This window comes from Phyllobacterium trifolii (assembly GCF_014192095.1).
GTDB classification, from domain to species: domain Bacteria; phylum Pseudomonadota; class Alphaproteobacteria; order Rhizobiales; family Rhizobiaceae; genus Phyllobacterium; species Phyllobacterium trifolii.
In genome coordinates this window covers 151,101-163,761 of record NZ_JACHXN010000013.1, presented here as the reverse complement: position 1 = coordinate 163,761, position 12,661 = coordinate 151,101, and the positions used below count along the sequence as shown (strand labels likewise).

General features: G+C 54.5%; 15 protein-coding genes. 8 read left to right on the top strand and 7 right to left on the bottom strand.

Translation table 11 applies throughout. From position 1 onward, the window contains the following. The first annotated feature begins 387 nt into the window (after positions 1-387). Genes FHS21_RS19615 through dmeF form a run of 3 tightly spaced genes read left to right on the top strand, consistent with a single transcriptional unit; the run spans position 388 to position 2,033 of the window. Positions 388-807: an MBL fold metallo-hydrolase gene (locus tag FHS21_RS19615; protein WP_158482264.1), complete on the top strand. Its 420-nt coding sequence runs from the start codon at positions 388-390 to the stop codon at positions 805-807. Positions 808-852: 45 nt separating this feature from the next. Further along, a complete protein-coding gene (locus FHS21_RS19610) occupies positions 853-1,101 on the top strand; it encodes a metal/formaldehyde-sensitive transcriptional repressor (RefSeq protein ID WP_376772158.1) in 249 nt (82 codons plus the stop codon). After that, positions 1,098-2,033 (top strand): CDF family Co(II)/Ni(II) efflux transporter DmeF, encoded by a 936-nt coding sequence (gene dmeF / locus FHS21_RS19605; protein WP_112532145.1) that lies wholly within the window; start codon positions 1,098-1,100, stop codon positions 2,031-2,033. The genes FHS21_RS19610 and dmeF overlap by 4 nt, the downstream gene beginning before the upstream one ends. A gap of 675 nt (positions 2,034-2,708) precedes the next feature. On the opposite strand, the gene FHS21_RS19600 is transcribed toward dmeF, so the two are convergent. Both FHS21_RS19600 and FHS21_RS19595 read right to left on the bottom strand, forming a co-directional pair. Then, entirely contained in the window at positions 2,709-3,425 is a 717-nt protein-coding gene (locus FHS21_RS19600; protein ID WP_246411109.1) for a DUF8612 domain-containing protein, read from the bottom strand. A gap of 2 nt (positions 3,426-3,427) precedes the next feature. Further along, entirely contained in the window at positions 3,428-4,018 is a 591-nt protein-coding gene (locus tag FHS21_RS19595) for an SOS response-associated peptidase family protein (RefSeq protein WP_112532144.1), read from the bottom strand. Positions 4,019-4,563: 545 nt separating this feature from the next. On the opposite strand from FHS21_RS19595, the gene FHS21_RS19590 reads away from it, so the two are divergent. Next, a complete protein-coding gene (locus tag FHS21_RS19590; RefSeq protein ID WP_112532143.1) occupies positions 4,564-4,923 on the top strand; it encodes a VOC family protein in 360 nt (119 codons plus the stop codon). A 90-nt stretch (positions 4,924-5,013) separates the two neighbouring features. Further along, entirely contained in the window at positions 5,014-5,148 is a 135-nt protein-coding gene (locus FHS21_RS31220) for a hypothetical protein (protein WP_281386124.1), read from the top strand. A 102-nt stretch (positions 5,149-5,250) separates the two neighbouring features. Here FHS21_RS31220 and FHS21_RS19585 read toward each other — a convergent pair whose 3' ends face one another. The 5 genes from FHS21_RS19585 to FHS21_RS19565 are packed head-to-tail and all read right to left on the bottom strand — an operon-like array spanning position 5,251 to position 9,897. Further along, complete coding sequence (locus FHS21_RS19585; protein ID WP_112532142.1) at positions 5,251-6,333, bottom strand: ABC transporter ATP-binding protein; 1,083 nt, start codon at positions 6,331-6,333, stop codon at positions 5,251-5,253. After that, complete coding sequence (locus FHS21_RS19580; RefSeq protein WP_112532151.1) at positions 6,330-7,085, bottom strand: glycerophosphodiester phosphodiesterase family protein; 756 nt, start codon at positions 7,083-7,085, stop codon at positions 6,330-6,332. Before FHS21_RS19580 ends, FHS21_RS19585 begins: the two co-directional genes overlap by 4 nt. Before the next feature lie 17 nt (positions 7,086-7,102). Continuing rightward, on the bottom strand, positions 7,103-7,912 hold the full coding sequence (locus FHS21_RS19575) for a carbohydrate ABC transporter permease (RefSeq protein WP_112532141.1): 810 nt from the start codon (positions 7,910-7,912) through the stop codon (positions 7,103-7,105). Next, complete coding sequence (locus FHS21_RS19570) at positions 7,902-8,771, bottom strand: carbohydrate ABC transporter permease (RefSeq protein WP_112551623.1); 870 nt, start codon at positions 8,769-8,771, stop codon at positions 7,902-7,904. The genes FHS21_RS19575 and FHS21_RS19570 overlap by 11 nt, the downstream gene beginning before the upstream one ends. 52 nt (positions 8,772-8,823) lie before the next feature. Further along, entirely contained in the window at positions 8,824-9,897 is a 1,074-nt protein-coding gene (locus tag FHS21_RS19565) for an extracellular solute-binding protein (RefSeq protein WP_312879902.1), read from the bottom strand. Between the two features lie 468 nt (positions 9,898-10,365). Between FHS21_RS19565 and FHS21_RS19560 the strand changes: the two genes are divergently transcribed. From FHS21_RS19560 to FHS21_RS19550, 3 genes are all read left to right on the top strand, one after another. Continuing rightward, the gene (locus FHS21_RS19560) at positions 10,366-11,439 is read left to right on the top strand and encodes a sensor histidine kinase (protein ID WP_183663710.1); all 1,074 of its coding nucleotides are present in this window, start codon (positions 10,366-10,368) and stop codon (positions 11,437-11,439) included. Positions 11,440-11,593: 154 nt separating this feature from the next. Beyond that, complete coding sequence (locus tag FHS21_RS19555; RefSeq protein ID WP_162713687.1) at positions 11,594-11,845, top strand: hypothetical protein; 252 nt, start codon at positions 11,594-11,596, stop codon at positions 11,843-11,845. A gap of 368 nt (positions 11,846-12,213) precedes the next feature. Then, entirely contained in the window at positions 12,214-12,480 is a 267-nt protein-coding gene (locus FHS21_RS19550) for a hypothetical protein (RefSeq protein ID WP_112551918.1), read from the top strand. The last annotated feature ends 181 nt before the right edge of the window (positions 12,481-12,661 follow it).

The following is a 12,661-nucleotide window of genomic DNA, read 5'->3' as shown; positions in this document are numbered from 1 at the left end:
TGAAATCCCATCATCGCCTGATCCCCTGCCAAATCACTCAGAGGATTGAATCATGCGTCCCAAGCGCCTGCAACAATGAGTTTTTCAACAGTATCGGCGCAAGGCGGACATCGCGCCAGGTGAGCAGTTTAGATCGCCTCACGGCTAGGTTCGTGGTAGATTTAGGTATCAATAGTACAAACGGGGACTAGCGAGCTTTTCGAAGGAGAGGCACCATGTTTGCGACAGACAGACGCGCTTTCTTGAAAGCGACGGTTGCTGGAACAGTTGTTTCCGTCGTAGGAATCCCAGAAGTTACGTCAGCGGCAGACCAAAACTTCACCGGGGTATTATTCATTCGCCCTTGGTGACTTCCAAATTACATTACTATGCGACGGCGTGTTCGTCTTGCCCACCGACAGCCTTGCGACAAATGTCAAACCGGTAGAAAAGAAACCATATTTTGACGCGCATTACCTTGCCCCTGACATGGTTCAGCTTCAGGCCAGCCCGCTACTGATTGACACCGGGCAGAAGCGGATTCTGGTCGACACAGGCCTTACCTCGGGCACAGATTGGGCCGCCCGTGCCGGGCGATTGACGAAAACGCTTGGAGCAGCGGGCATCGCCGCGGACTCTATTAGCATGGTCGTTCTCACCCACTGCCACCCCGATCATATAGGCGGGCTTGTTGCTGACCCGGCCAAACAGTTCCCCAGCGCGGACCTGATCCTTTCGGAAGCAGAACTGGCCATCTGGAATTCACCAGATGCAGCCTCCAAACTGCCAAAATGGGCGGCCGAGTTTGTGCCCATGGTGCAAAGGTGACCGTCGAGGCCATGGACGTCGCATACGACAAAAGAGAAAGCCAAGCTGCTCGGACGCATTCGTCGCCTCAAAGGACAGATGGAGGCAGTGGAGCGTGCCCTGGAGGCCGAAGCGCCTTGCGGCGATATCCTGAACCTTGTTGCCTCGGTGCGCGGGGCTGTGAACGGCCTGATGGGCGAACTCATCGAGGATCACATCCGCGTGCATGTCGTCGATCCGGACAAGGATGCAGATGCCGAGCGCGCCCAGGGAGCGGCGGAACTCATTGACGTTGTGAGGAAGTATCTCAAATGAACCATAATCATGCAGTGCATCTGGAAGCAGGGTCTCACGACCACGTCTTTCTCGGCGACAACCACGAGCGCAACGAACGTCGTACCTGGTTCGTCATCGCCCTGACGGCGACGATGATGGTGGCGGAAATCACGGCAGGAACGCTGTTCGGCTCGATGGCTCTCGTCGCCGATGGCTGGCACATGTCGACGCATGCTGCGGCCATGCTCATTGCGGCCCTAGCCTACCTGTACGCGCGGAAGAATGCCCGCAATCCCCGGTTCACGTTCGGGACCGGAAAATTCGGCGATCTTGCCGCCTTTGCAAGCGCGGTTGTGCTTGCATTGATCGCTGTGCTCATCGGCTGGGAGAGTTTCGTGCGTCTCGCCAATCCGGTTCCGATTAGTTTCCCGCAGGCGATTGCCGTCGCCGTTATTGGTCTCGCGGTCAATCTGGTCTGCGCGTGGCTGTTGCGAGACGACCATTCGCACCATGGACATCACCATGATGATCATCATGGACACGGCCATGACAACAATCTGCGTGCCGCCTACCTGCACGTGCTTGCCGATGCCTTGACGTCCGTCCTTGCCATTTTTGCTCTTCTTGCGGGGAGTATCTACGGCTGGCTTTGGCTTGATCCGGCAATGGGTATTGTCGGTGCCCTCGTGATCGCAAAATGGTCGTGGGGTCTCATTCGCGATGCGGGTGGCGTGCTTCTGGACTATGTTCCGTCAAGCGAAGATCTGCCGGAAGAAATCCGCGCGGCCATTGAAGAAGAGGGCGACGTGATCACTGATCTGCATGTCTGGCAGCTTGGACCTGGTCATCACGGGGCCATCGTTTCGCTGGTCAGCAATCATCCGAAAACACCTTCCTCCTATCGGCAAAAACTCGCCCATATCCATGATCTGTCTCATGTGACGGTCGAGGTTGAGCCAACGGCAGCCTGAATGTTGGTTCTGTCTCGGATATTTGAGGCAGCGGGGACTCGCACGCGGTGAGCCGCTATCGAAGCAATGATCTGAAAGTCGGGCGCGCCTTTATCGAAAAGTCTCTTGATGTGGTGCGCCAAGTGATCCGCATGCAAACCCTGCCGTTCGCGTAATACTATTCAGGCTCATGGGCGGTTGAACTGGCCAACCTTTGCTTGGGCTCCTCAACGCAATGTCGATCAGATAGGCAAGCATGGCGTGGCCATTCTTCCTTGCTAGCTCGGAGAGTACACTTAACGCCATACAAGTGGCCCCAATGTTCTGCTGCTTGTCAGTTTTCATCTTCGCTCCGTAGGTTTCCACCCTGATATCTAGTTTAAAAACTAATTATCTAGTATCTATAGCTGGTCTTCGTTGAGGAGTTGAATGGCCCCTTCATCGAGAGAAAGCGCAATCCGGTATCCTCTGACTGCCATCCTTGGCGTCGATTCAAACTTGCGGGTGTTGCGGGTGCTATCGCTGCATGGAGGAATGCTGGCCTCCAACGAGATTATCCGCAAAAGTCGGCTGGCTCAGGAAAGCCTGAGAAGGGCACTGATCGATCTCGTTTCGCTAGAGATTGTGTTGTCGTCCGGATTGGGGCGGTCGAGCGTTTACCGCCTGAATGCCAATCACTATTTCTTTTCGGTGTTGTCAGAGCTCTTCAAAGCCGAAAGCGATCGCTTCCACGTCCAGATATGTATCCTTTGTCTTGCGCTGCATGCCAATCTTCCCGCTGAGGTCCTGGACATTGAGTTCGTTGGCAATTCGTGCGGCGAGTTGATCGATCAACCGACTCATCGCGTCAGATTTCCTGATTTCGAAGATATCAGCAACATCCCGTTCGACAATCGTATCCACGTAGTCTCGGTAACGGCGTCTGCGTCGGCGGTCCTCTAAGCTGCGAATCTCAGGATATCCCCCTGCCAGCATCATATCGACGTATGTGCTCCTTGAGACTTTATCCGGCATCGGCAAATCGGCCAGCGTTGGTCCCTCGGCTCGATTGGCCCAATCCAGAATTCTCGCAGGCCCTTTCTGACTTATTTCGGCGACACTCATCGGGAGCATCGTCAAGGTCTGGACTCGGCCAGTGAGGGAGTCCGCGACATGCGCGGATGTAAATACGTTCGAAGACCCAGTCAGGATGAATTGCCCCATTCTGCGCCGTTCGTCGACGATCTTCTTGATGGCAAGCGCTAGGCGTTTTGGGGAGATGTATAATAGAAAGGTGGGGGAATGTGTATTAGGTGTCAGGTGAAATGAGTAATAACTGTGCACGGAAATGAGTAATAACCCATGGGCAACACTATCGGCGGAGTGCCAGACAGCGCCATAGCCATTCATCGCGGCGAGCGCACGGGCACGCAAACTCAGTCATTTCCCGCCCGCACGGTCTCCACAGTCAGCGAGCCCTCCGGCAGCGGCCGCAGCAATTCTGTTTCGGACTTCGTCACGTAAATCCAGGCTGCCCAGTTTTCAGGGCGAAGCACAACCACTTGGCGATTGTGAAACGGTTCCACGTCCGGTCCCGGCATCGTTGTCAGTATCGTAAAGGCAGCGGGATGGTTGCCTTGTCCCTCGCGCCAGACGCTCGCGATCGCCAGAAAGGGCGAATCCTGCAAAGCAAACCGATGCTTCGCTTTAGGATATTTCTTGCCCGTGAATTCGAAGAAGGCACTTGCCGGGATAAGGCAACGTCTGCTGTCGTCAAAGTGGCGGCCCTCCGACCGGAAATTGAACACGGGACCGCCGCGCCCGGTAGGCGGGAAGCTGAAATTCATCGGCGAAAGTTCGATATAGTCTCTGGCAGCGCGCATCACCGGAGCCATATCGTTGACCCTGATATCATCGGCCTGCGGAAGGTCGAACTCGCTCTGATGGGCAGGAATGCCTAGCTCGAGCTTCTGCATCATGTCGCAATATTCGGCCCAACGGATATGCTGCTCATAGTCGTTGCACATGACTCCAACGGTAGTTCAGCTTCGCCGTCATTTCGAGGGGGCGGGCATGATAAGATTGGACTCCAGGTCGACGAGAGATGTTCCCTGAAGGGCTGGTGTCGTTGGTCGAGGCTATTCGCTCTTAAGAGGTCCGCCCGAGACCGTAAATGTTCCAGATGGAGGGGCAGGGGCTGTAAGCCTTGGCATTAGAGCGAGCCACACGTCTTATTTTATTGCGCCTATTTGAATCACTGTCATCCTGCCCGTGCTTTCTGTTGAAAGCCCGACCCGCCAACCACACCATTTCTGCACTTGGCCACGCTGCTATATTACGTTTCACCACCATCGTAATTAACGATTCACCAGACTTCTAATTAACGTTTCACCACTGTTTTAGTTGACGTTTCACCATGCATAACATGTCAGGGACCGACTTCTCGCCGCCGCCGTGCTGGTCGCATCCACAGGAACTTTACGGGCGTGGGTCCAAAGCCAAAACGCCATTACCTATTTGAATAATTCCGGTATGGAAACAGGAAGAGTTTGAGGCTGGAGAGACGGCAGTAATGATTAGTGGAATCGATCACGTTCAACTTGCTATGCCGGCTGGTGGCGAAGCCAAAGCAAGAGACTTCTACGCGCGGTCGTTGGGCGTTCCCGAGGTACCAAAACCCGCGCAGCTCGGTGCTAGGGGAGGATGCTGGTTCGAAAACGGCAGTGTTAAAATACATCGTGGTGTTGAGTACGACTTTTCACCCGCCAGAAAAGCCCATCCCGCCTTTGTCGTGGACGACCTTGCCTTCTTAGTACGCACTCTCAGTAATGCGGGCTTCCTGGTCAAAGAAGATAAACCGTTAGAGGGTTACGAACGACGATACGTCGATGATCCCTTCGGAAATCGCATTGAACTCATGCAACCAAAATAATTGCATCCAAACTATGCCAACGTGATCGTTGACCCTGGCGGGATATGGCGCAGGTAACCGAGCTTCAGTTCGACGGAGCTGAGGGCCGCCATGAACCTTACCCGCCTCTACGTCGTTCAAGGGCGCGATCAAGACGGCCGAAGCGTCCTGTCACCCGTCTACGACTGGTTCACCGAAGGTTTTGAAACGCAAGATCTCATCCAAGCCAAACAATTGCTCGACTAGTTGACGTGAGCACACGGGGAAAATCGACAGCCACCAATGCCCGTGATTTCTATGATGAGTATGAGCGCATGAGGACCTCACATGAGCAATGCAATACAAAGGCTAAGACAGATGGATGCGCTTCCCCGTTTTTTTCTCGAAAAGGAATGCGTCCTCGGTGTTATAGCCGATCGAAACGTTATCTCCCAATCCGATGGCTGCTGACCGAGGTGCCACGATGAGGAGTGGGCCAGTCGCCGTCTTGGCGTGAATGTTGCGATTGCTGCCCGTGGTCTCGATAAGCATCACTTCACCACGGAATTCGATCGCCATCCTTTTGTCGCCCGCTGACAGAACGCCGTTTTCGGGCCGCAAACCAACTACAACATCTTCTCCTTCAAGCTCTGGAGGGCAAGTTATCGGAATGCGGGTTCCCTCCTTAGTGGTCTGGACTATACCTTCTTTGCAGTTAGCCTCGATAAAATTCATCGGCGGTGATCCGATGAACCCAGCCACGAACAGGCTTGCCGGATCGTCGTAAATTTTTTCTGGGGTGTCGAATTGCAGAAGCACACCCTTGTTCATGACAGCGATCCGGTCAGCCAATGTCAACGCCTCAACCTGATCGTGCGTGACGTAGATCATCGTTGCCTTCAATTGCCTGTGCAGATGCTTTATCTCGGCCCGCATACTGCTCCTCAACTCAGCGTCGAGATTGGATAAAGGCTCATCCATCAAGTACGTCTTGGCGTCACGGGCGATCGCCCGTCCCATGGCGACGCGCTGGCGTTGGCCGCCGGACAGGTCCTTGGGCTTTTTGTGAAGATAGTCCGAAAGCTGCAAGAGATGCGCGACCACTTCAACGCGCCTTAACCTTTCCGTTTTGGAGACGCCGCGCATTTCCAAACTGAATCCAATGTTCTCTGCGACTGTGAGGTGGGGGTAGAGAGCATAATTCTGAAAGACCATCGCGATGTCGCGGTGCTGCGGCGGGATATCGTTGGCTACCTTGCCGCCTATTCTGAGAGTTCCCGATGAGATCCGCTCCAAACCAGCAATCATGCGCATCATCGTTGATTTGCCGCAACCTGAGGGACCTACAATTACGACAAACTCGCCCGGCTCGATATCGAGATCCACGTTCTTAACAACGGGAGTATCGGCTTGGTACGACTTGCTGACATTTTCGAGCGCAATCGAAATCATGACGCTCGTGTGTCCCGATAGAATTCGTCACGAACACGTAAAGCGACTGACGGCCTGTCCGTCGTCATGACTTTGGCACCCAACGCAAAAGCTTTTGTCATCTGGGGTACGCTATGGGCAGCCCAGCAACCGATCTCTATCGCTGATTGACCGCACATTTCCACGACCCGTTCATCAAGCAGTTCGATATTGACGCCGATCTCAGGAATAGCGTTCGTTCGGGCAATGGAGATTATCTCCGGAATGCCAAGCTGCCTATGCAGCTGCGGGCTGATCAACCAAAGAACAGGGCGTTCCTGCGTCCGCTTAAGCTCCTGCAGAATTTCCAAATAGAAGGCAGAGAATACTGTTTTCTCCAGCATCCCCTCTCGCGCCAATGTTTCTGCCACGTTTGGAATGAATGACTGGTAGGGAATGCCATTCTGGTCGGCTTTGATCTCACAGCGGAAGCCGACCGTCCCGTCGCGATAGATGCTACAAAGCTCGTCGAGGGTAAGCGGGCTTTCACCTTTCGAGTAGTTGATGCGCGCGGCCTTGATTTCGTGCAGTGTCAGATCACCGAGCGCTCCGATCCGGTCCGTGGTGCGATCCATCGTGGCATCATGGTGCACCACGATGTGCCCGTCCGCTGTCGGATGCACATCGAACTCCACTTGTTCCAGCGGCATGCCGGCCGTCGCCCGAAAGCCAGAGGGCGTGGAGTCTCCATACTCGAGGGTGCCGCCCCGGTGGGACGCTATCATCGTTTGCATTGCATTTCCTTCAGTGGTCATTTGATTGCGCCCATGGAGATGCCGCGGACGAGGTGGCGCTCGACGAGGGCAAATCCGAGCAATACAGGAAGCATCGTCAGTGTGGCGGCCGCCATGACAAGGGGCCAATTCACCAGGCCTTCCTGGGCATCCATCTTGTAAAGCCGGGCGAGGCCAATTTGCAGTGTCAGCATGTCTGGACTGTCGGTGGCAATCAGCGGCCAGACGTAGCTGTTCCACTCTCCCAAAAAAATGAACAGCCCCATCGCGTAAATGGCAGGTTTCGACATGGGGATGATCACGCGGTACAGCACCTTCCAGGCGTTCGCGCCATCCATCCAGGCAGCCTCGTCGAGGGAGCGGGGTATGCCACGGAAATACTGGCGTAGGAAGAATGTCGCAAAACCGTTGGCCACAGCGGGCAAAATTAATCCTGCATAGGTGTCTAGCAGGCCCACTTTAGCAAAATTCAGGTAGTTGGGTATGAGCGTGATGTGACCGGGGATCATCAGGGTTGCAACTACAAGCCCGAAGATCAAATCCCTGCCGCGGAATTCGAAACGCGAAAATGCGTATGCCGCCATGATCGACGTGGCCAGGCTGAGGATGGTTACCCCGCCCGACACAATCAGGCTGTTGAAGAGGTAGCGGAGAAAATTCATCTTCTCCACCGCATCAACATAGTTCTGAAGTGTCATTTCGCCGTTGCCGGAAAAAAAGCCGTTGGCCGTCTGAAGAGAGATCCAGATGCCGTAGAGAAGGGGGGAGAGGAACAAGAGACCGACCGCGACCGCGGTGGTCCTCAGGAGAACGCCGCTAGTGTTCATAATGCACCCGTTTGCCCAATATCCGAGACTTCAACACCGTCAAGACAACCAGGAATACGAATAGCAGCACTGCAAGCGCTGAACCCTTACCAACATCGAACAGCGTGAATCCGGTCCGGTAGAGCATATTCACCATCATGTCGGTCGACATCGCGGGCCCGCCCTGCGTCATCACGTCGACAATTGTGAAAATCTGGAAGGACTCGATAACGGAGACGATGAGCAAAAAATATGTGGTCGGCATGACGAGCGGAAACGTCACCCTCCGGAACGTATGCCACCTCTTGCCGCCATCCATCTTGGCGGCTTCATATAGGTCTTCTGGAATTGCCTGGAGGCCTGCGACGTAGATGACGATATCGTAGCCCAATTGCTTCCAGGTGTTGACGATGATGATCACCCAAAGGGCAAGCGAGGGCGTCTGCAACCACGGCACTTTGGCGATGCCAAGATTGTTGAGAAGCGCATTCGCCACGCCCGCGTCGGTGGAAAAGATCCATGACCATATGACCGCAATGGCGACGCTTGACGTGACGGCGGGTAGAAAGAATGCCCCTCGTAGTGCCCGCACTGTTTTGCTCTCGGTCGTAAGATAGCGTGCGATGGCTATGGCAAGGGCCAGCCGCAAGGGTACTGAAATGGCGGTGAATATCAGGGTGATGGTGACCGAATTCCAAAACTCAACCGAGCGCACGAGTTCGCTGTAATTCAACAACCCTACGAACGGCTTTTCGGACGACATGAAATCCCAATGACGGAAACTCAGATCGAAGCTGACGAGGATTGGCCAATATGTGAATGCCAGAATAAATACGACAATGGGCAATACCATCGCGTAAGGCGTTAGTCGCGCAATCATGAGATATCCGAAGGACGGCGCAGCGCCGTCCCCTTCAGTTTATACATTGTGGTCAGTCAGTCTGCGCCTTGGTCTGTGCGGCGAGTTCCTTGAGTGCTTCCGGCACCTGCTTTTGGCCGAGGGCTACGCTCTCCCATACACCGTACTCCATTTTGCGCATCCAGGTGACGACCGGGGGCCTTGGCCGGCCACGGGCGTAGTCGATCTGCTTGATCGAAACGGTAATGCCCTCGTCCTTGTTCGCGGCGTCGGCAGCGACCTTGACGTCGAGCGTCTTCTTGTTGATCGGCAGGTAACCCGTGGCCGCAAACCAGATCGCATTGGCTTCGGGGCTTGCCATGTAACTGATGAAGTCGTAGGCGGCCTTCTTCTTCTCGACGTCGATCATGCTGATGATACCGATGCCGGCACCTCCGATCGGGACTCGGCAGACCGCTTCGCAAGGGAATGGCGCTACGCCGAGATCGTCTCCGAGGGCTTTTTTGAAACCTCCAAAAACTCCGGTGGAGTCGAGATTGATGGCAACATTTCCGGCAGTGAATTGTGCCTTCGCGGCGTTTTCGTCGGTGATGCCGTCAACCGATGCGACTTTGTACTTCCTGACTAGGTCTGCCATCCATTCATACGCAGCGATGGTTTTGGGCGAATCGACGATCACGTCGTTCGAAACCGGATCGATGAGATCAGAATCGTTACTCATGACTATGCCCCAGCGGGCAAACTGGCCCATCGGACTGATGCCGAACTTGCCTTGGGCCCCGAGTTTCTCCTGCACAGTTTTCGCGGCACCCAACAGATCGTTGAAGTTCTTGAGGGGCACCGTGTCAGGCAAGCCAGCCGCTCTGAGAAGGGCTTTGTTGTAGTATATGACGGGTGTCGAGGAATTAAACGGAATGACGTAGTTGGAGCCTTTGTACTTCCCGACATCGAGGGCGAAATCGTAAAGCTGTTCCTTCAGCGGATCCTTGTCGAGGTATGGCGTAAGGTTCTCAAGGATGCCCTTTTCGGCAAACAATCCGTACCGCGTGATTTCCAGCAAGACCACGTCCGGATACCGTTTGGCTGGTATCGCAGCTTGAAGCTTGGTGACGATGTCATTGTAGTCGCCGATTTCCTGTGCGGTCACCTTGATATCCGACATAGGCCAGGACAGGTTGGATAACTGGACAGGAATTCTCAAGCTTGGCCGTCTCGCACCAGTTGCGCTTGTTCCGCATCGTCCAATCGATCAAGCAGCCGCTGAAAACGTTTATCGATCGAGTGCAATCGGTATCCGGTGGCCATACGCACCCGAAAGTCCTTACTGCGGCTAGCAAGTCTAAAGGCCCTTGCCGCGCTCCCGGGATCTAACATTCCATGACGATTGACTCCGTTCTCTAGAACACAACATACGCTGGCGAATTACGTTCCGTTGCCCGTCGCCAGAAGGTCACTTTCATTAAAAGATGAGCGACGCCCTACGGTAGACGGTACAGCGGAGCGCCTTTCATAATCCCTTAGCGACATCAATGACCGCGCGGTCTATAGTTCGTAAGGATCACATGGGCGCTCGTATCGATGCCGTACCTGGTTCGGATCGGATCTCCCCGTTGCCATGATCGACTTGCCCAATCTCGAAGACGCCCAAAAGCTTGCGCAAGCTATCGTCAACACCATTCCCGAACCCTTTCTCGTGCTCGACGATGAAATTCGGGTCCTTGCTGCAAGTCGTTCCTTTTACGAAAAATTCCGGGTCGATCCCGAGCGGACGCGGGGCCATTTGCTCTATTCACTCGGAGACGGCCAGTGGAACATCCCCGCCCTGCGCATTCTTCTCGAAACAATCATCCCAGAAAAGACAGCTATGGACGGCTTTGAAGTCGAACATGATTTCCCTAATCTCGGCCGCAGGACCATGCTGCTCAACGCGCGAAAAGTGCTCTACGATGACAGCAGCCTTTCGACTATCCTCCTCGCATTTTTCGACGTAACGGATCGCCGCGCAATTGAACGAGAAAAGGAAAATCTCCTCCAGCAAACGGAAGAGCTTCTGCGCCAGAAAGATACGCTACTACGGGAAATGCAACATCGTGTTGCCAATAGTCTGCAGATCATTGCCAGCATATTGCTTTTGAAGGCGCGCGCCGTCACGTCGGAGGAAACACGGCTGCATCTCCAGGACGCCCATCAGCGGGTCATGTCGGTGGCGGAGGTGCAGCGGCACCTGCATACATCGATAAGCGTCGACCAGATTGAAGTCGGGTCTTACCTGTCCAAGCTTTGCGCCAGTCTGGCGGCCTCGATGACGGGTGAAGACAATCCGGTCGCCATCGATGTGGTTGCGGACAAGGAATGGATCGGCTCGGACAAGGCTGTCAGCCTCGGACTGATCGTCACAGAACTCGTAATCAACGCCATCAAATATGCTTTTCCAGTGGTTCGAGCAGATGACGCAATCGCCGTTACGTACGAAGTGGACAAGAGCGACTGGAAGTTGATCGTTTCCGACAATGGCATCGGCAAAAACACCGTTACCACCCGCGAAACCGCCGGCGGACTGGGTACTGCCATCGTTCAGGCATTGGTCAAACAACTTGATGCGAAGATGGATGTTGCCAGCAGCACAGAAGGGACAAGCGTGTCCATCACGCGAGCTACCTTCACGTCGCGTATACCACAGGCCGCATAGGAACGCGGATTCCACAGTGCAGTTCCCTGTCCGTCCCAACCACAAATTGACTTGTTTTGTCCGCTGGAGGACAATCATAAAAATCGTCAGGCATTTATGGCCGCTGACGCTTGAGAGACACCATGTGCTCCCGCCGTTGTACGGGACTTGCGCTATGTATAATATCCTCGCTGATCGCACATACACCTCCTCTGATTGCGCGACGATGTCACGTGCCTACGAAATGGCGGCTGCCATACTGCAGCGCGATCCGCGTAGCCATGATCCTGCAGACCGCCTGGGCTGGACAATCATGAAGCTATTCGACCAAGGAATGCGGGACGCCAAGCTTATCGCCACGACTGCGGCTGACAAAGAGTCAAAGGGTTGTGAGATTGGAACCAAGCGTGACAGCATAGGCTCCTAAGAGTCCAAAGAAAATCATGCGTGGCTGGTGGCGCAGGCTCCAGCGTTACGAGGCTTGGCATGGCTTCCGTTTACAGCGCTAAACCCAAGACCCGGCTTAGGCTTATTTCGATCTGGGCCTTGCCTGTCGCAACAGGTGCAACGGTGTCTCTCAGACTCTTTTAGAACGCGCTTATTGGCGTCCAGCCCCCAGTCGCGTCAAAAGAGATCGTGCCCAGAGACGTCTTCGAGCGCGCGTCCGGCCCGAAATTGCACGCGCTAACGGATCAGTTGACTTTGCAACCTAAGGGGTGTTCCTAGACTCGTCATGGACAGATCCCGGCATTCTCGGTTGATACTGGACTTCCGGGTCGAAATCGGGAGGTTGCAATGCCAACAGTCGTCGCCCACCACAAAATTTCAAAGGACGTAAAACACTGGCTGGACTCGCCCAAGCGCCAAGAGTTTTTTGGCCCGCTCGGCGTGACCAACATTAGAACATTCGTCGATCCACAGGATGCGACTAGCGTAGCCGTTGTGATGGATGTTTCGGATATGGATGCCGTGATGAAGGCAATGCAGAGTAAAGAAGCCGCCGAAGTTATGACCCACGACGGAGTGGTGCCGGAGTCCTTGGTCATTCTGGTCGAATCATAAGGTGACCGCAGCCCAAGATGGAGGTTAGCTCGCCCCCGAATTCAAGATGCCGGATTTCGAGTTGGTACTCTGAACGAACAGCTGTGGGCGCTAAGCAGTCATCGTCAATCATCTGGATTAGCCCATTGCAGCTACTCGAACTGTCACTTTGCGGGTTCGTCCCGAATGCGCATTTTTGGAG